Origin of the sequence: Cobetia sp. UCD-24C, assembly GCF_001306765.1 — a bacterium.
GTDB classification, from domain to species: Bacteria; Pseudomonadota; Gammaproteobacteria; order Pseudomonadales; family Halomonadaceae; genus Cobetia; species Cobetia amphilecti.
The window spans coordinates 1-18,615 of sequence record NZ_LJTD01000015.1; the positions used below are offsets into that span (position 1 = coordinate 1).

The following is an 18,615-nucleotide window of genomic DNA, read 5'->3' on the forward strand; positions in this document are numbered from 1 at the left end:
ACCAAACTTGGTTCAGAGTCAAACTTCTCGTGAGAGGCTTGCTCCGATATTTGGTGACCTTGTCACCACTCATCGGCAAGCGCTCACACGAATTACCTGATCAAATTTTTAAAGAGCGTCGCTGTTAAGCGAGGAGGCATATTTTACCTGGAACGCTTGAGAAGTCAAGCACTTGATGATGAGTCAGTCGACTGCCTCTAAGCATCATCAAGTGGTGAGGAGCGCTGCCCGATCACCTGTTCCGTAAGTAGTGCGGCGTATTCTAGCGAATCGCCCGGGATTGTCAATCGATGATGTCGAAGCGGGCTTCAAAAACATCAAGCAAAACAATCACCTGCAAACCTCTTTCACCGCTGGTAACGCCATGCGTCCCCGGCAGCGGATGCGTACTTTACGCACGAACCGGCGTGAGGGCAAGGGCTTTTTGGCAGCAATGCCCAAAAGAGTGCAAAGCGGGCCCATGCGTTTCTCTAATGCCATCAGAGTGACAACTCGAAGGGCACCACATGGAGAGCCCTCTATATAGTCAGCTTTCTACCGGCGCTTCCAGCGCCGCCCCATCAAGCGCATTTTCCATCCCCCTCAACAAGCTTCTTCAAAAGCTTCCCTGCAAGACACGTGAGCCGCTGCATGCGCGACGGCATCGGCCAGCGCACTCTCTCGCCCCGCCGCCATCTGACAGACACTGCCCACGATGATCAGGCAGGGTGTCGGCAATGGATGCTCGGCCAGACGACTCACCATATTGCCGAGCGAACCGTGAAGAGCCTGCTGCTCGGGAAGGCTGGCATTGGCGACCAGCATCATCGGCCAGTCCGCCGGCAGCCCATGACGCTGCAACTCATCACAGATCACCTCGAGACGATTGAGCCCCATATAGAAGAGAAGTGTTTCATCGCGACGCGCCAGCTGCTGCCATTCAGGCTGCTCGCTCTTGCTGCAGAGCTGAGCGGTCACGAAACGCAGACGCTGTGCATGCGCCCTGTCCGTCAATGGCATTCCCAGGGCAGCGGCCGCACCGGAAGCCGCGGTGATGCCAGGCACGATATGACGCGTGATAGCGGCATCATCGAGGGCCGCGATCTCTTCCCCCATGCGGCCGAAGACACCGGGGTCACCGCCCTTGAGGCGCACGACCCGCATGCCCTCCCCTGCCAGGCGCACCATCAGCGCGCCGATCTCATCCTGCGGCACACTATGATTGCCGCAGGCCTTGCCGACGTAATAGCGCTCACAGTGAACCGGTAGCTGAGCGAGAATCTCATCGCCGACCAGGCGGTCATAGACCACCGCATCCGCAGCATTCAGCATTCGCCAAGCCTTGAGCGTCATCAGGTCCGGATCCCCCGGCCCCGCGCCCACCAGCGCGACCTGGCCTGGAAGAAACGCTTCCCAGGCGGGAGAAATCCCGTTGGCATCGCTGCGCGCTGGCGCCTGCCGATTCTCGTCACGCCACTCGCGCCGCGACATCAGGCCGTCGGTCAGCCGTGCCATGAGAATCCCGAGAGACTCTGCACTGCTGGATACCGACATCAGGTCACGCCATTTCCAACGAATCAGTCCGCTCATCGGATCGCTCCTCTTCCACAAGACGTTTGAGTTCAGGCAGGCAGGAACCGCAGCGAGTGCCGCAGGCCAGTCGAGCGCCCAAGGCTTCCACGGTACCGTCACCGGACTGGATGGCCTGACGAATGGTCAGTTCGCCGACCTGATGGCAGGCGCAGACCATCGCCCCGACATCCGCCTGCCCGGAGAGACGGCCGGCCAGCAGGCTGCGCCGCTCATGCGCGGAGAGCTGCTCTGATGCGAAGCACTCGCCCAGCCAGGCGATATTGGGTTGGCGATCGAGGTGTGCGTCACCCGGCATCACCTTCAGCCACCAGACAAGGCGTCCATCACGAAAGCCCGCTGCGCTGATGCCGCCCTGGGCGGCGTCCTGCGCCCAGAGCCCCGCCGAGACACCCAGATGGCTTTCGCACCAATGCTGCCAATCCGGCTGACCCTGACCTGCCAGCTGATAGCGCACCAATGCCGATTGCGGAATACGCGCCCAGTAGCGTCCATCGAGCTGGGCCACGGCATCCGCCAGATCCTTACGCCCGGCCAGGATGGAGGGGGCGATCAACAAGGTGGCCTGCCACTCGCACGGCAATGGCGCGACCTCAACCGCGCCATGCTTGGATTCCGGCTGTCCGGAGAAGGGATCGACGAGCCCCGCCAGCAGCGCACCGGCTCGGGCATGACTCGCGAAGTGGTCGCTCCAGTGCATCGGAATGAACACCTCCCCGCGACGCTGACCACTGCTGATGCGGATGCGAGCCCGATAATCTCCACGCAGCCCGCCCTGCTCATCACGCCCCTTGAGCTGCGCGAGACCGCCATCCTGCAAATCACGAGCTGCCGCATCCTGCGGATGAAGCTCCACGAAAGGCTCGGCACGATGATTCATCAGGCGAGCACTGCGCGCGGTGCGCGTCATGGTGTGCCACTGATCACGGATACGCCCGGTATTGAGGCGCAGCGGCGCCGCATCGCTCAGCGCCTGTTGCGGCAATTGCGGTACCACGGGCACCAGGCGGGCGCGCCCATTGGGGGTGTTGAAGGTGGCATCCTCGAACAGGCGCGGCGTGCCTATCAGCTCGCCCTTGTCTCCACGGCGCACCGGCCACTGGATCGGCTTGAGCGCGTCGTAACCCGCGCGATTCAGCTCCGCCAACGGCGCGATGTTGAACAGCCGCTTGACCGAGGAAGTCGCCGATGGCTTGCGACCAGCCTTGAGACGCGGCGCAGAATTGCGAAACCCCGAGAGGCGGGCGTGCTCACGAAAGATCGCGTGGGGCCCCGAGTAGTCGAAAGCTTCCAGATAGCCCATGCGCTTGCCGACCTCCGCCAGCTGCCACCAGTCATGACGCGCCTCGCCCGGCGGAGCGAGCAGGCCACGCTGACGCGAGATGCGGCGCTCGGAGTTGGTGACGGTGCCATCCTTCTCGCTCCAGCTGCTGGCCGGCAGCACCACATCGGCGTACGCCAGGGTGTCGCTGTCGGCCATGCACTCGGAGACGATCACCAGCGGGCAGGCCGCCAGCGCCGCACGCACTCGTGCGCTATCCGGCAGGCTCACCGCCGGGTTGGTCGCCATGATCCACAGCGCCTTGATCTCGCCACGCCCCAGCGCCGCGAACAGCTCGACCGCCTTGTGACCAGGCCCCTCGGGCAGGTTCGGTGCCTTCCAGAACTCGCTGACCAGCGCCCGCGCACCCGGCGTGTCGTAATCCATATGTGCCGCCAGCTGGTTCGCCAGCCCACCGACTTCGCGGCCGCCCATCGCATTGGGCTGCCCGGTGATGGAGAACGGCCCCGCGCCCGGCAGCCCGATCTTGCCGCCCGCCAGATGGCAATTGATGATCGCATTGCCCTTGGCGGTGCCACTGGTCGATTGATTCACGCCCTGGGAGAACAGCGTGACCACGTGCAGCTGGGTGGCGAACCAGTAATAGAAGGTCTCGAGACGCTCCACATCGATATCGCAATCCCGCGCGATCGCGGAAAGCGAGCAGTCGTCACGCTTCGCCTGCTTGAGCGCCGCATCGAAACCCTGGGTGTGGGCCTCCAGGTAGAGGCGATCGGTGCGTCCGCGCTCGGCCATATAGGCCAGCAAGCCATTGAAGAGGCGCGCGTCGCTGCCGGGGCGAATGCCCAGGTACAAGTCCGCGATCTCGCAGCTGTCGGTCAGGCGCGGGTCGATCACCACGATACGCAGCAAGGGATTGTCGATACGCGCCTGCTTGAGGCGCTGGAACAGCACCGGGTGATTCCAGGCCAGATTGCTGCCGACCAGCACCACCAGCTCGGCACGCTCGAGATCCTCGTAGCTGCAAGGCACGGCGTCTGCCCCGAAGGCACGCTTGTGCGCCACGACCGCCGAGGCCATGCACAGCCGCGAATTGGTATCCAGGTGCGGTGTGCCGATGAAGCCCTTGAACAGCTTGTTGGCGAGGTAATAGTCCTCGGTCAACAGCTGCCCCGACAGATAGGCGGCGATGCTGTCCCCACCATGGGTGCTGCGCAGCTCACCGAAGCGAGCGGCGATCAAGTCCAGCGCCGTATCCCAGCTCACCTCTCGCAGCACGCCTGCGGCATCGCGTATCTGAGGCCGCGTCAGACGGCCGCTGGATGACAGTGTCTCGGCAAGCGCAGACCCCTTGACGCACAGACGCCCGTAATTGGCCGGATGGTCGTTGTCGCCGCTGACGGCGGTGATCCTGCGCTTGAGCTCTCCGCCTTCCTGCACCCGGGTTTCCAGCTCAAGTGATACGCCACACCCGACACCGCAATACGGGCAGGTCGTCGAGGCGCTACAGGGGGAAGACTCACTTGTGCTCTGGGGCTTGCTGGCCTGCATCGACATCACTCCCTGGTGCAGTAAGCATGAAAAAAGGCGCCTGATGACCCGCCACGTAATGTGCGGTCATCAGGCGCCTTTGCCTGTCGTTGTCAGTCCTGGTCTGCCCTGCAGACTGACAAGGAAAACTGACGGTGGATACGGTCTCGTCATGTCGATGGGTGCGCAATCTCGTCTTCGAGACGTCGACATGGCGTGCATGATTGAAGAGCCGCCGTTGGCCGGTTCGCGAGTCTCGCAACAGTGAAGCTTGCGGAGTCGCGAACCCTCAATCAGGTATCACACCCATGACCTGACAGACGCACTTAACAGGCCAACCCTGACCAATCACCATAAATAACAATCACTTGTCCGTCATAAACTACCGAAGCAGGAGCCGAACAGCGCGAGACGGCCAGCGCCAGTCATCGCTGACGCACCAGCCATGTGCATCAGCGCATGCGACTGCACCAATCCCTGCCTTGATGTCTCCCACAACCGCGACCGGCTCGACCATGCCAGGACCTCGCCTCAAGCCTCTGCAACTGCAAGTTAATGAAAAATAGCGACTTTCTCTGAAGCGGCACCGAATTCGCCTGAGTATCGGCAGGTTGGGTCAATGACGACCCCGAATCGCAGGTCTCGCAGTACATCACTCCGATGAGTGACATGCAGCAGCCAACGGTCCGCCAGACCTGCCGCAGTTGCGGGTGACAGCGACATCGTCACCTGACACTGCAACTCGCTATCCAATGCTTAGCCCTCATCTTCCAGGCAAAGGCGCCTGCTTGACGTCGTGATCATCACGGCGGCAAGCAGGCGCTTTTTTTATGCGTCCAGAACGTCAGCGCAAGGAGGCAGAATGCATCCGTCATCTACCACCCGCGAGCCTACGCCAGCACTGGTCATCATCGGCCACGGCATGGCGGCGCAGAAGCTGTTGGAACAGCTGGTCTCGCTGAGCCCTGATCAGCAGCTGCCCTGGCCGGTCACGGTGATCGGCGAGGAGCCCCACCTCCCCTACAACCGCATTCAGCTCTCGCCGCTATTGGCAGGCGAGACACGAACCGAAGGCCTGATCAGCCAGCAGGCCGACTGGTTCTCGCGGCACGGCATCACACGAATCAGCGGCGACCCCGTCAGCCAGATCGATCGCGCCGCCCGCTGTGTCGAGACCGCCAGCGGCGGCCGCATCCCCTATCAGCGGCTGGTGATCGCGACCGGCTCACGCCCGGCGCTGCCCCTGCCTCTTCCCGCTCACCTGCCAAAGGCGTCGTCCGCCAATGACTGGCCGCCGGGACTGATGGGCTTTCGCGATCTGAAGGATGTCGAGCAGATGCAGGCCGCCTGCCTTGCCGGACGGCAGGCGGGCGCCGGCGCACTGGTCATCGGTGGCGGTCTGCTCGGGCTCGAGGCCGCCGAGGGCCTGCGCAAGGGTGGCCTTGAGGTGACGCTGCTGCAGCGCAGCGAGCGCCTGATGAACCGTCAGCTGGATGAGGTCGCGGCCGGGCTGCTGGAGCAGGAACTTCGCGAGCGTGGCCTCGACATCATCACTGGCGCGCACCTCGAAGAGTGGCTCGAGTCCCCGGCGGGCCGTATCACCGGCGTACGCCTCACGGATGGCCGCGAACTGCGCGCCGGACTGACCATCGCCGCCACCGGCATCCGCCCCGAAATCGAGCTTGCGCGTGCTGCGGGGCTGGCCTGTCAGCGCGCCATCCAGGTCGATGGCCACCTGCTCACGAGCGATCCGCACATTCACGCGCTGGGCGAATGCTGTGAGGTGGCTGGCGAGACCTTCGGCCTGATCGAGCCCATCTGGGCGCAGATCGAAGTGCTCGCCCGCCAGCTTCTCGCGCAACCGACTCCGCCCTATCGCAATGCGCCACTGGCGACGCGTCTGAAGGTCAGCGGCATCGACCTTTACAGCTGCGGCGAGCTTGCCCCCCAGCCGAATGACGAGGTGCTGATCTATCAGGACCACGCCCTGGGCGACTACCGCCGACTGCTGCTGCGCGAGGAGCGCCTGGTCGGCGTGGTGCTCTACGGCGACGTCAGTGCCGGCAACGCCCTGTTCGAAGCGCTCAAGGCCGGCACGCCACTGGCCCGGATTCGCGAAGACCTCCTGCTGATGCCGGCAGAAGCCCTGGCAGGACTGACCCAGGACGGCCCGCCGACGGCGCCCGATGACCCCAGTGGCAAGCCGGGCACTCAAGACATGACAGACCAGCATCGTGATCGCGACACCACAAACAAGACCGACAAGACCGACAACACCCCTGACACCTTCGAGGAGGCCGCATGAAACACCTGATCATCATCGGCAATGGCATGGTTGGCCATCACTGCGTCGAGCAGCTGATCGCACTGGGTGCCACCGCGCACTACCAGATTCATGTCTTCGGCGAAGAACGCCACATCGCCTACGACCGCGTGCATCTCTCGGAGTATTTCACCGGTCGTGATGCCGAATCTCTCGCGCTCGGCACCGCCGATGACTACCGCAAGGCGGGCGTCACCCTGCACCTCGACGAGTGTGTCACCGCCATCGATCGCGATGGCGGCCATGTCATCACCACGCGCGGGCGCTACCCCTACGACAGCCTGGTGCTGGCGACCGGCTCGACCCCCTTCGTGCCGCCCATCCAGGGCCTTGGTGAGCCGGGAAGCGAGGCCGCCGCCAGCAATCGTCTGGTCTACCGCACCTTGGAGGATCTTGATCAGATTCGCGCTGCCGCCGATGGCAAGACACATGGCGTGGTGGTCGGCGGTGGCCTGCTGGGGCTGGAAGCCGCCAATGCCCTCAAGTCACTCGGCCTGGAAGCGCATGTCGCCGAATTCGCGCCACGCCTGATGCCGGTGCAGCTGGATGAGGATGGCGGCCTTGCGCTCAAGCAACACATCACTGCGCTGGGCGTGGGGGTGCACCTCAATCGCGCCACCACCGACATCGTGCCCGGCGAGCACCATCAGTGGCGAATGAACTTCTCCGATGGCGAGTATCTGGAGACCGACCTGATCGTGTTCTCCGCCGGCATCCGTCCTCAGGACACCCTGGCACGCAGCGCCAGCCTCGAGATCGGCGAGCGCGGCGGCATCATCATCGATGACGAATGCCGCACCTCGGACCCGGAAATCTTCGCCATCGGCGAGTGCGCCCTGTGGCAATCGCGCATCTTCGGGCTGGTCGCGCCGGGCTATCAGATGGCCCGCGGCGTGGCGTCCCTGCTGGCCGCCAGCGCTGACGATGTGGCAAGCGCCTCTCAGGAGAGCTTCCGCTTCCAGGGCGCCGACATGTCCACCAAGCTCAAGCTGCTGGGCGTGGATGTCGGCTCCATCGGTGACGCCCACGGCAAGACCGAGGGCGCGATCAGCTATCGCTACTGTGACGAGGCCGACGGTGTCTATCGCCGCCTGATCGTCTCGCAGGACCGCAAGCAGGTGCTGGGCGCGGTGCTGATCGGTGACAACTCGCGCTACGACACCCTGCTGCAGTACGTCACCAATGGCATCACGGCACCCAAGGACCCAGCGGCACTCATCCTGCCGGATGCCAGTGGCGAAGCCATCACGCTGGGCGCGGATGCCCTGCCCGACAGCGCCACGCTGTGCTCCTGCCACAACGTCTCCAAGGGCGATGTCTGCAGCGCCATCGATGCCGGCAACAGTGACCTGGGCGCCATCAAGGCCTGCACCAAGGCCAGCACCGGTTGCGGAGGCTGTGCGGCGCTGCTCAAGAAGGTAGTGGATGCCGAGCTGGAAAGTCGTGGCGTCGAGGTCGATCGCTCACTGTGCGAGCACTTCGCGCACACGCGTCAGGAGCTCTACTCGCTGGTGCGCGTCGAAGGCATCGAGACCTTCGCCGAGCTGATGGCCAGCCACGGCCGCCATCCGGATGCCCTGGGCTGCGAGATCTGCAAGCCGGCGGTGGGCTCGATTCTGGCCTCGTGCTGGAACGCGCCGATCACCGAGTCCTCGCACATTCCGCTGCAGGACACCAATGACACCTTCATGGCCAACATGCAGAAGAACGGCACCTATTCCGTTGTGCCACGCATCCCCGGCGGCGAGATCACGCCGGACAAGCTGATCGCCATCGGCGAGATCGGCAAGCGCTACAACCTCTATACCAAGATCACCGGCGGTCAGCGCATCGACCTCTTCGGTGCCCAGCTGCATGAACTGCCGGATATCTGGAGCGAGCTGATCGCCGCCGGCTTCGAGACCGGTCACGCCTACGGCAAGTCCACCCGCACGGTGAAATCCTGCATCGGCAGCACCTGGTGTCGCTATGGCGTGCAGGACAGCATGGCGATGGCGCTGACGCTGGAAGACCGCTATAAGGGCCTGCGTTCACCGCACAAGCTCAAGTTCGCCGTTTCTGGCTGTACCCGTGAATGCGCCGAGGCCCAGAGCAAGGATGTCGGCGTGATCGCCACCGAGAACGGCTGGAACCTCTACGTCTGCGGCAACGGCGGCATGCGCCCGCGTCATGCCGAGCTGTTCGCGACCGACCTGGATGACGAGAGCCTGATTCGCACCATCGACCGCTTCCTGATGTTCTACATCCGCACCGCCGACCGCCTGCAGCGCACCTCCGTCTGGCGCGAGGGCCTCGAAGGCGGCCTCGACTATCTGAAAGAGGTGATTCTCGAGGACAGCCTGGGGCTCGGCGAGACCCTCGAAGAGCAGATGCAGCAGGTGGTGGACCGCTATGAATGCGAATGGGCCAATGCGCTCAAGAGCCCCGAGAAGCTCAAGCGCTTCCGCAGCTATGTGAATGACCAGCGCCCGGACCCTGACGTGGTCAATATCGTCGAACGTGACCAGATTCGCCCCGCCAGCCGCGATGAACTAACCAGTGGCAATCTGATCACCAGCGACGGTGGCGCCCACGAAGCAGTGGCAGAACATCAACCTCTGTCAACGCCCCACCTGGCCACGGAGGTACGCTCATGACATCGCCTGCACTCGCCACGACATCTACCGATCCGCTCTCCAGCCCGTCCTCTGCAACACAGGACACCTCTGCCACGGCACAGACGCCGCTGCGCTGGGTAACACTCTGCCAGCGCGAGGACCTGGTGCCGGGCTCCGGCGTGGCCGCCTGGCTTGAGGCGGACGGCCAGGCCAGCCAGATCGCCCTGTTCACGCTGCCGGCCACAGTCGACAGCAATGACCTCACGCTGTTCGCCATCGACCATCATGACCCGGTGTCAGGCGCCAACGTGATTGCCCGTGGCCTGCTGGGTGATCACGCCGGAGAGCCACTGGTGATCTCGCCACTCTACAAGCAGCGCTATCGACTCAGTGATGGCCAATGCCTGGACGACGACACACTCGCATTGACGGTGTGGCCTGTGCGTCTGGCAGGCGGCGAGGTACAGATACAGTGCTAGCGGGCAGACGATGTCTGCTAGCCACACCCGCTATCCACACCCGCAAGCCACACCCGCAAGCCACATAAGTTATTGATGACGTACGCATATGCTCGAAAAACGGCACATATTTGGTGCACAACCATGCTGCAACGCACCATGAATCGCCCAGCAGCGCGCACGCCTCGAGTCATCTGACCGGCACCTGGCAGCCCACAAACAGGCATCAACATCTCAAGCCATTGTTTTTATTGATGATACTGAAAAGCTGGCATCGGGCATGCAATCTATACAGCGAGATGGCAAATGGCGGCTATCTCGCATGGCGTGCTCATTGCTGAGTCGAGGATCCGGGACCGGCGTATCCCCCTCGATATACAATGGCATTTAAGTCCACCCTATTTGGGGTGGACTTTTTTTATGCCTGCAGACAGCGACAAGTCATTGATGTCTTTGCTTCAGAGCACGATGGGCCACTCACACTGTCTTGCTTCCCCCCCCCCTCTCGCTTCTCGCCACTCATTTTTCTTCCCGCTGCTGACGACGCGCGATCCAGCGCTGGCATTCCCCGATGATGCCGCTGCGGAAGCTGAGCACGCAGACCACGAAGATGGCGCCCAGAATCACGCTGACCCAATCCCCCAGCGCGGACTGCGCCAACTGATGCTGCAGCCCGATGACCAGCCCGGATCCCACCAGTGGCCCGAGCAGCGTGCCGACGCCGCCCAGCAATGTCATCAGGATCACCTCCCCCGACATGTGCCAGCTGGCATCACCCAGCGAGGCGAGCTGGAACACCAGCGTCTTGGTCGCTCCCGCCAGGCCCGCCAGCCCCGCCGACAGCACGAAGGCCACCAGCTTGTAGGCATCGGTGTGATAGCCCAACGAGATGGCACGCGGTTCATTCTCGCGGATGGCCTTCAGCACCTGACCGAAGGGGGAATGCACCACGCGCCGGATCAGGGCAAAGGCCGCCACGAAGATCGCGAACACGAAGTAATAAAGGGTGTGGTTGTTCGCCAGGTCGAACACGCCGAACAGCTCACCGCGCGGCACGCCATGCAGGCCATCTTCTCCATGGGTGAAAGGCGCCTGGATGAAGAAGAAGAACATCATCTGAGCCAGGGCCAGCGTGATCATCGCGAAGTAGATGCCCTGTCGCCGGATGGCCAGCGCCCCGAAAAGCGTCCCCAGCACTACCGCGCCGAGCGTGCCGGCCACGATGCCCAGCGCCGGACTCAGGCCCGGGTATTCCGCGAGCAAGAAGCCGGTGATATAGGCGCCCGTGGCCAGGAAGGCGGCATGCCCGAAGGACAGCAGCCCCACGAAGCCGAGCAGCAGATTGAAGGCGCTGGCGAACAGCGCAAAGCACAGAATCTTCATCAGAAAGACGGGATAGGCGACCCAGGGTGCCAGCAATCCGAGCAGGAAGAGCACGAGATACAGCACGCCCAGCGGGGTGATTCTGCGCGGCGCGCTGCCTGCACGCGCGGCCTGGTGATCCTGTTGCAGTACAGCCATGTCAGGCCTCCTTTCCGAACAGCCCGGCAGGGCGAAGCATCAACACCATCACCATCACCACGAAGATCACGGTATTGGCAGCCTCGGGATAGAACACCTTGGTCAGCCCCTCGATCAGCCCCATCGCGAGACCGGTGAGGATGGCGCCGAGAATCGAGCCCATCCCGCCGATGACCACCACCGCGAACACCACGATCAGCAGGCTCGAGCCCATGGTCGGCGAGACGGGATACAGGGGCGCGGCCAGCACGCCGGCGAAGGCGGCAAGCGCCACGCCGAGCCCGTAGGTCAATGACACCATCAAGGGCACATTGATGCCGAAGGCCTGCACCAGCTCCGGGTTCTCGGTTCCCGCGCGCAGATAGGCACCGAGGCGCGTGCGCTCGATCAGGAACCAGACTCCGAAGCAGACCACCAACGCCGCCACCAGCACCCAGGCGCGGTAGGTGGGCAGGAACATGAAGCTTAGCTTGAAGCCGCCACTCAGCGCCTCGGGGATCGGATAGCTCGACCCCGAGACACCGAACAGATTCACCAGCGTGCCCTCGAAGATCAGCGCCAGCCCGAAGGTCAGCAACAGGCCATAGAGGTGATCAAGATGCTGGATGCGCCGCAGCAGCAGGCGCTCGACCACGATGCCCAGGGCACCCACCACCAGCGGCACCACGATCAACGCCGTCCAGTAGTTGAGCCCCAGATATTGCGCTCCCAGCAGCGCCGCGAAGGCGCCCAGCATGTACTGGGCACCATGCGCGAAGTTGATGATGCGCAACAGACCGAAGATCACCGCCAGTCCAAGGCTCAACAATGCATAGAAGGCACCGTTGATCAGCCCCAGCATCAGCTGACCGAACAGCACCATCAGGGGTATTCCAAAAATCATGGTCATCCGCACATTCCTTTTCAGCGCCCATTCGCGTCAGCCGCTCGGCGCTGCCGATCACCCGACAGGCAGCGCCATGCCATACGCCTCAGCGACTCGACTGACGTTCGGCTTCAGCCCTTGACCAGCTCGCACTGGCTGTCCGCCAGCGGTCGGTAGGCTTCAGCGCCGGGAATGGTGCGGATCACGTCATAGACATCCCACTCGCCTTGGGACTCGGAGGGCGCCTTGACCTTGACCAGATACATGTCGTGCACCATGCGCCCATCGGCACGGATGGTGCCGTTGTTGGCGAACATGTCGTTGACCGGCGTCTCGCCCATTCTGGCGCGCACGGCGGCGGTGTCATCGCTGCCGGTGGCCGCGACCGCATTCAGATAATGCAGGGTGCTGGAGTAGATGCCAGCCTGCACCATGGTCGGCATGCGCTCATTGCGTTCGTGATAGCGCTGGGACCAGGCGCGTGTCTCGTCATTGAGATCCCAGTACCAGCCGGTGGTGAGCTGCAGCCCCTGCGCCACCTCAAGCCCCAGGGCATGCACGTCGTTGAGGAAGATCAGCAGCCCCGCCAGCGACTGCCCGGCCTGCACCACGCCGAACTGGCTCGCCGTAGTCAGCGCATTGACGGTGTCCGACCCGGCATTGGCCAGCCCGACGATCTTGGCCCCGGAGCCCTGCGCCTGCAGGATGTAGGAGGAGAAATCACTGGTCGGGAACGGATGGCGCACCTTGCCGACGATGGTGCCGCCATTCTCGCTCACCACCTTTTCCACATCGCCTTCCAGGGCATGACCGAAGGCGTAATCCGCGGTCAGAAGGAACCAGCTGTCGCCGCCTTCATCGACGATCGCCTTGGCCGTGCCGTGCGCCAGCGGATAGGTGTCATACACCCAGTGGACATGATTGGGCGTGCAATGCTCATTGGTGATGCTGGAAGCCGCCGAGCCGGAAACGATACCCAGCGTGTCCTGTTCGGCGAGAATCCGCGTCACCGCGATGCTCACCGATGAGGCCACCAGCCCGGCGACCATGTCGACATTCTGCTGATCGATCCAGCCGCGCACCGTATTGGCACCGACATCGGCGCTGTTGCGGTCGTCGGCACTCAATACCTCGATCGGCATGCCGTTGACGCTGCCGCCGAAGTCCTCGACGGCCATCTTGAGCGCATCGAGGCCGCCTGGGCCTGCCAGGTCACGATAGGTGCCCGACATGTCGGCCAGATAGCCGATCTTGATCACGCCATCGCTGATATCGGCCTGCGCGATTCCCGCCGACAGCAGTGACCCCATCATGAGCGCGGACAGCGGCAACAGGCGCCGGCGTGTGGCCGCCGTGATGCGGCGTGACAACGGTGATGCGACAGGAGTGGTGTTGCATGAAACGGTGGCGTTGGATGTAGCAGTGGCGTTGGATGAAGCGGTGGCGTGCATGACATCTCCAGACCGGATTACCCGGCAATATTGTGATTGTTGTGGCGAGACGTACGGACTTCAGATTGGCGAGTGCAAGGCTGTGCATGGCGGCCAGCCCTGTGCAGCTCAGCCCGAGCGGGAGCTCAGACCCCCAGTACCTTGTGCAGATATTCGTGGCGGGCCGGCAATTCGGCCGCGCTGATCTCTTCCAGAATGGTGCCGTGCTCCATCAGGTAATGACGGTCGGCCAGCGGTGCGGCAAAGCGGAAGTTCTGCTCCACCAGCACGATGGTCATGCCGCGCGCCTTCAGCATCATCAGCACTTCGGCCAGCTTCTGGTTGATGACCGGCGCCAGACCCTCGGTGATCTCATCCAGCAGCAGCAGGTCCGCCCCGGTGCGCAGGATGCGCGCCAGCGCCAGCATCTGCTGCTCGCCACCGGAGAGGCGCGTGCCCTGACTGGTGCGCCGCTCATGCAGATTGGGGAACAGCGCATAGAGCTCATCCAGCGACATGCCCTGGCTCCGGCTCTGGCTCCGGCCCTGGTCATGTCCTGTGCTCCTGACCAGCGGTGGCAGCAGCAGATTCTCCTCGACGCTCAGGCTGGCGAAGATGCCACGCTCCTCGGGGCAGAAGCCGACACCGAGATGAGCGATGCGATGCGGCGCCAACCCCATGCTGTCCTGCCCCTTGATGAGGATGTCGCCGCTGCGCCGGCCGACCATGTTCATGATCGCGCGCAGCGTGCTGCTGCGTCCGGCCCCGTTGCGCCCCAGCAAGGTCACCAGCTCACCGCGCCGCACCGTCATGTTGACGCCATGCAGCACATGGGACTCGCCATACCAGGCGTTCAGCTCGCGCAGGCAGAGCTGCTCTTCCCCCAGCGGCGAGTCGGCCGCCGAGGCTTGCCTGTCCGTCGCCTGCTCCATAACCACCGTCATGAAACCTCCTTGTGCTCATCCGCCGTGGACTCGGGCGCTTCACTGCCCAGATACGCTTCACGCACCTCGGGATTGGCCGACACACTGGCGTAGTCGCCTTCCGCCAGCACCCGGCCGCGCGCCAGCACGCTGATGCGATCGCACAGACGACTGACCACGCTCAGATTGTGCTCGACCATCAGCACCGTACGGCCCCGCGCCGCGACACGAATCAGCTCGACCACGCGGTCCACATCCTCGGCGCCCATGCCCTGGGTCGGCTCGTCCAGCAGCATCAGCGTGGGCTCAAGCGCCAGCGTGGTCGCCAGCTCCAGCGCGCGCTTGCGGCCATAGGGCAGACTGGCGGTCACACGGTGGGCGTCATCGCGCAGCCCTACCTGCTCCAGGAGATGCAGTGCCTGCTCGTTCAGGCTGTCGAGGCTGCGTTCCGGCTTCCAGAAATGAAACGAGGTGCCCTGGGGGCGTTGCAGGGCGACCCGCACGTTCTCGAGCACCGTCATCTGGGAAAACACTGCCGATATCTGGAAGGAGCGCACCAACCCAAGGCGCGCGATCTCATGCGACTTCATGCGAGTGATGGATTTGCCGCGATAGAGAATCTCGCCGCGGGTGGCCGGTAGAAAGCGCGTCAGCAGATTGAAGACTGTCGTCTTGCCGGCGCCATTGGGGCCGATGAGGGCATGGATATGCCCTTCCTGCACCTGGAGATTGACGTCATCGACGGCCGTGAAACCCCGAAAATCCTTGCTCAAGCCACGCGTCTCGAGAATCGGGGCTGTCGCTGATGCGCCCCCGCTGGCACGCGGCCCCTGAATGGGCGGTGATGGCATGTCAGTACTCCGTCCTGACCGGCAAGCCGGTGGTCTGTGTCTTCCAAGAGACATGAGGGCTGTTCGTCAGCGTGGATGCCCGCAACATCGCGGTTCGTCATCGATACGCAGCATCAACAGGCGCTATCCACAGGCCCTTGATATGCGCCATCGTTGCGATCGGCGCAACTGACGTTAACGTAAACTAGAATAGCGAGAGGCGCGCTGCCAGCGGCAAGCGCGCTCACTCGACCAATAGCCGATATATCAGCGACTTCTTTACAACGCAGCCCTCCCGAGACATCTCAAGGCTGGCAGATTCCCCCACCAGCCCGAGCCGAACCGTCGAGATGAGCGCTATTTCCGCCATAAAAAAGACGCCTGTCCGTCGCGGAATACCGCGCCGAAGAGGCGTCAACGAGGGTTGCCGAGATCATGACCTCTGGCCGGAGATCATGTACCTGACAAGAGACAACGGGTTTGGCCGGAGGCGGCTGGCCTCCGGCGGAAAGTCATGGCAGTTCGACTCAGGCTCACATTACACAGATTCACATCGCGCCGGTTCAAGTCACGCAGACTCAATCCAGTCCAGGTCAGGGAACCTGCCAGTGGCTAGCGGTCGTATCAGCATTCGATGGCGTTGACCGCGAGACCGCCCTTGGAGGTCTCCTTGTACTTGTCCTGCATGTCGCGGCCGGTGTCACGCATGGTGCGGATCGCCTTGTCCAGCGAGACGAAGTGATCGCCATCGCCACACATCGCCATCTGGGCGGCATTGATCGCCTTGACCGAGGCAATCGCATTGCGCTCGATGCAGGGAATCTGCACCAGGCCGCCGATCGGGTCACAGGTCAGCCCCAGGTTGTGCTCGAGACCGATTTCCGCCGCGTTCTCGACCTGCTCCGGCGTCGCGCCCATCAGCTCGGCAAGCCCGGCGGCCGCCATGGCGCAGGCGGAGCCCACCTCGCCTTGGCAGCCGACTTCCGCGCCGGAGATGGAGGCGTTCTTCTTGCACAGGATGCCCACCGAGGCTGCCGTGAGCAGGAAATCGACCACGTCCTCCTCGCGAGCATCTTCCTGGAATTTCATGTAATAGCTGAGCACCGCCGGAATGATGCCGGCCGCGCCATTGGTCGGCGCCGTCACCATGCGGCCGCCGGCCGCGTTCTCTTCATTGACCGCCAGCGCGAACAGGTTGACCCAGTCCATCGCCGAGAAGGTCGAGGTGATGATCGACTTGCTGGATTCCACATCCAGCAGACGCGCATGCAGACGCTTGGCACGGCGCTTGACGTTGAGCCCGCCGGGCAGCACGCCTTCATGCGTCAGGCCGTTGTCGATGCACTCGTTCATCACTTCCCAGATACGCCATAGCCCACGCCGCACCTGGGTCTCACTGCGCAGCGCACATTCGTTGGCCATCATCAGCTCGCTGATGCGCATCTTGTGCATGCGACACAGCGCCAGCAGCTCATTGGCGGTGTTGAATTCATATGGCAGACGCAGGCTTTCGTCTTCCAGCAGCGGGTCACGCGCGGCCTCGACTTCGTCGACCACGAAACCGCCGCCCACCGAGTAATAGACATTGCGATACAGCTCATCGCGATGTCCGTAGGCGATCAGACGCATGGCATTGGGGTGATACGGTAGCGGCGCATCGTGCCACTGCATGTCACGTACCCACACGAAGGGCACCGCGATGCGGTTGTCGAGCAGCAGTGTCTGGGACTCCAGCAGCTCTTCGATGCAGGGGTCGATGATCGCAGGGTCTATCGTTTCCGGCAGCTCGCCCATCAGGCCGAGGATGGTCGCCTTGTCGGTACCGTGGCCTACGCCGGTGGCAGACAGCGAACCATGCAATTGCACCTCGATTCGCGCCACGCGCTCCAGCTGGTCGCGCGAGCGCAGGGTCTCGACGAACTGCGCGGCAGCACGCATCGGGCCGACGGTGTGCGAGCTGGAGGGGCCGACACCGACCTTGAAGAGATCAAATACACTGATGGACATGACAACACCTCATCTCGGAAACTCGCCGCGCCTGAGCGCCTGCCAGTGGATGAGGCAATGATGATGGATGGGGGCGGGACGCGACAAACCATAAAAATTGGTCGTGGGTTTAGCCTGACTAAACCCCATGCATCAAAAACGGCGTAAACTATGCTCTTCGCGCCACCTTGTGCCCTGATGCCTTTAGCTATCACTGCCATCTTCATCTGGCCATCGCGGCTTCTCCCTCACTATCTGCCTCCAGCACTTGCATGAGACCCGCCCATGACGTCTTCCCTCGACAACACTCCTGGTACTGGCCCCGCCGCGCCGCCGACGGCGACCGGCACGCCCGCCACCACACCGAGCCTGCGCCACCTGAATGGTCAGACCCATGCCTGGCTGCAGGTATTCGCCTGCGCCGCACGTCATGGCTCCTTCACGCGTGCGGCAGAAGAACTGCACGTCACCACCGGCGCGGTGAGTCAGCAGATCAAGCAGCTGGAGGAGCGGCTGGGCTTCAAGCTGTTTCTGCGTCGTTCACGCGGACTCGAGCTGACAGGGGAAGGCGCGCGACTGGCGCGCGTGGTGGAGCAGTCCTATAGCGCGGTGGGACTGGAGGTCAAACGGCTGCGCAGCGGCTTGATGAGCGGTGTACTCAGGTTGCGTTCGGTGCCGTCATTCCTCTCCAAATGGCTGGCGCCCCGACTGCCGCGCCTGCAGGCACGCTTTCCGGATATCGAGCTGCACGTGCGCGCCGAGGACAGTGACTCACCGCTGCGCGAGGGCGATTTCGAGCTGGCGGTCGACCTCAACGACGGCCACTACCCGGGTATGCAGGTCACCGACCTGATGGAGGAGGAGATCTTCCCCGTCTGCCATCCCGGCCTGATGCGCGGCCGCCCGCCGCTGCGCAGCGCAGAGGACCTCGCCTGGTATCCGCTGCTGCACGACATCACCGCCTGGCGCGGCAGTCACGACCACGCCGAGTGGGAATTCTATCTGGCCAGCATCGGCGCGCCTGAGATCAACGTTCAGCGTGGCTATACCTTCAACCGCAACCACCTATCGATGGAGGCTGCCATCGCCGGCATGGGAGTCGCGATGGCAAGGCGCACGCTGATCACCGACGAGCTGTCGCGCGGCACGCTGATCGCGCCCTTCGCGCAGCGGGTACTGACCGGCAAGCGCTACGTCATCGTCCATCCCCACGGCACCCTGGATGATGGCCGCATCCAGGCCGTGCATGACTGGATCGTCGAGGAAGCCGAGCGTGATCGGTTACGTCAGAGCTGACGAAC

The 18,615-nt window shown here is 63.3% G+C and carries 12 protein-coding genes; 4 read left to right on the forward strand and 8 right to left on the reverse strand.

The features are described from left to right. Nucleotides 1-582: 582 nt before the first annotated feature. The gene (gene cobA / locus AOG28_RS16390) at nucleotides 583-1,569 is read right to left on the reverse strand and encodes a uroporphyrinogen-III C-methyltransferase (protein WP_235507068.1); all 987 of its coding nucleotides are present in this window, start codon (nucleotides 1,567-1,569) and stop codon (nucleotides 583-585) included. Then, nucleotides 1,538-4,402 carry a nitrate reductase gene (locus AOG28_RS16395; protein ID WP_054557221.1) on the reverse strand — a complete coding sequence of 955 codons (2,865 nt, stop codon included), beginning with the start codon at nucleotides 4,400-4,402 and terminating at the stop codon, nucleotides 1,538-1,540. The genes cobA and AOG28_RS16395 overlap by 32 nt, the downstream gene beginning before the upstream one ends. An 841-nt stretch (nucleotides 4,403-5,243) precedes the next feature. Here AOG28_RS16395 and AOG28_RS16400 point away from each other — a divergent pair. Genes AOG28_RS16400 through nirD form a run of 3 tightly spaced genes read left to right on the forward strand, consistent with a single transcriptional unit; the run spans nucleotide 5,244 to nucleotide 9,780 of the window. After that, a complete protein-coding gene (locus AOG28_RS16400) occupies nucleotides 5,244-6,686 on the forward strand; it encodes an NAD(P)/FAD-dependent oxidoreductase (protein ID WP_054557222.1) in 1,443 nt (480 codons plus the stop codon). Further along, nucleotides 6,683-9,340 (forward strand): nitrite reductase large subunit NirB, encoded by a 2,658-nt coding sequence (gene nirB / locus AOG28_RS16405; protein WP_082388928.1) that lies wholly within the window; start codon nucleotides 6,683-6,685, stop codon nucleotides 9,338-9,340. Before AOG28_RS16400 ends, nirB begins: the two co-directional genes overlap by 4 nt. Then, nucleotides 9,337-9,780: a nitrite reductase small subunit NirD gene (nirD, locus tag AOG28_RS16410; protein ID WP_054557223.1), complete on the forward strand. Its 444-nt coding sequence runs from the start codon at nucleotides 9,337-9,339 to the stop codon at nucleotides 9,778-9,780. The genes nirB and nirD overlap by 4 nt, the downstream gene beginning before the upstream one ends. Nucleotides 9,781-10,278: 498 nt before the next feature. Here the strand turns inward: nirD and AOG28_RS16415 are convergent, their stop codons facing one another. The 6 genes from AOG28_RS16415 to AOG28_RS16440 form a co-directional block, all read right to left on the reverse strand. Next, nucleotides 10,279-11,280 (reverse strand): branched-chain amino acid ABC transporter permease, encoded by a 1,002-nt coding sequence (locus tag AOG28_RS16415; RefSeq protein ID WP_082388929.1) that lies wholly within the window; start codon nucleotides 11,278-11,280, stop codon nucleotides 10,279-10,281. A 1-nt stretch (nucleotide 11,281) separates the two neighbouring features. Continuing rightward, the gene (locus AOG28_RS16420) at nucleotides 11,282-12,169 is read right to left on the reverse strand and encodes a branched-chain amino acid ABC transporter permease (protein WP_043334657.1); all 888 of its coding nucleotides are present in this window, start codon (nucleotides 12,167-12,169) and stop codon (nucleotides 11,282-11,284) included. A gap of 107 nt (nucleotides 12,170-12,276) precedes the next feature. Then, nucleotides 12,277-13,458, reverse strand: a complete 1,182-nt coding sequence (locus tag AOG28_RS16425) for an ABC transporter substrate-binding protein (RefSeq protein WP_054557241.1) — start codon at nucleotides 13,456-13,458, stop codon at nucleotides 12,277-12,279. A 263-nt stretch (nucleotides 13,459-13,721) separates the two neighbouring features. Next, the gene (locus AOG28_RS16430) at nucleotides 13,722-14,519 is read right to left on the reverse strand and encodes an ABC transporter ATP-binding protein (RefSeq protein ID WP_152965467.1); all 798 of its coding nucleotides are present in this window, start codon (nucleotides 14,517-14,519) and stop codon (nucleotides 13,722-13,724) included. After that, nucleotides 14,516-15,349, reverse strand: coding sequence for an ABC transporter ATP-binding protein (locus AOG28_RS16435; RefSeq protein WP_052384708.1), 834 nt, complete (start codon nucleotides 15,347-15,349; stop codon nucleotides 14,516-14,518). The genes AOG28_RS16430 and AOG28_RS16435 overlap by 4 nt, the downstream gene beginning before the upstream one ends. A gap of 603 nt (nucleotides 15,350-15,952) precedes the next feature. After that, the gene (locus AOG28_RS16440) at nucleotides 15,953-17,335 is read right to left on the reverse strand and encodes an L-serine ammonia-lyase (protein WP_043334655.1); all 1,383 of its coding nucleotides are present in this window, start codon (nucleotides 17,333-17,335) and stop codon (nucleotides 15,953-15,955) included. A 264-nt stretch (nucleotides 17,336-17,599) separates the two neighbouring features. On the opposite strand from AOG28_RS16440, the gene AOG28_RS16445 reads away from it, so the two are divergent. Further along, on the forward strand, nucleotides 17,600-18,610 hold the full coding sequence (locus AOG28_RS16445) for a LysR substrate-binding domain-containing protein (RefSeq protein WP_082388931.1): 1,011 nt from the start codon (nucleotides 17,600-17,602) through the stop codon (nucleotides 18,608-18,610). The last annotated feature ends 5 nt before the right edge of the window (nucleotides 18,611-18,615 follow it).

What these genes read in the sequence shown, in the direction of transcription:
- nirD (WP_054557223.1), top strand. Translation starts at nt 9,337, where the DNA reads ATGACATCGCCTGCACTCGCCACGACATCTACCGATCCGCTCTCCAGC.
- AOG28_RS16440 (WP_043334655.1), bottom strand. Translation starts at nt 17,335, where the DNA reads ATGTCCATCAGTGTATTTGATCTCTTCAAGGTCGGTGTCGGCCCCTCC.
- AOG28_RS16435 (WP_052384708.1), bottom strand. Translation starts at nt 15,349, where the DNA reads ATGCCATCACCGCCCATTCAGGGGCCGCGTGCCAGCGGGGGCGCATCA.
- AOG28_RS16420 (WP_043334657.1), bottom strand. Translation starts at nt 12,169, where the DNA reads ATGACCATGATTTTTGGAATACCCCTGATGGTGCTGTTCGGTCAGCTG.
- AOG28_RS16430 (WP_152965467.1), bottom strand. Translation starts at nt 14,519, where the DNA reads ATGACGGTGGTTATGGAGCAGGCGACGGACAGGCAAGCCTCGGCGGCC.
- AOG28_RS16425 (WP_054557241.1), bottom strand. Translation starts at nt 13,458, where the DNA reads ATGATGGGGTCACTGCTGTCGGCGGGAATCGCGCAGGCCGATATCAGC.
- nirB (WP_082388928.1), top strand. Translation starts at nt 6,683, where the DNA reads ATGAAACACCTGATCATCATCGGCAATGGCATGGTTGGCCATCACTGC.
- cobA (WP_235507068.1), bottom strand. Translation starts at nt 1,569, where the DNA reads ATGAGCGGACTGATTCGTTGGAAATGGCGTGACCTGATGTCGGTATCC.
- AOG28_RS16395 (WP_054557221.1), bottom strand. Translation starts at nt 4,402, where the DNA reads ATGCAGGCCAGCAAGCCCCAGAGCACAAGTGAGTCTTCCCCCTGTAGC.
- AOG28_RS16400 (WP_054557222.1), top strand. Translation starts at nt 5,244, where the DNA reads ATGCATCCGTCATCTACCACCCGCGAGCCTACGCCAGCACTGGTCATC.
- AOG28_RS16415 (WP_082388929.1), bottom strand. Translation starts at nt 11,280, where the DNA reads ATGGCTGTACTGCAACAGGATCACCAGGCCGCGCGTGCAGGCAGCGCG.
- AOG28_RS16445 (WP_082388931.1), top strand. Translation starts at nt 17,600, where the DNA reads ATGACGTCTTCCCTCGACAACACTCCTGGTACTGGCCCCGCCGCGCCG.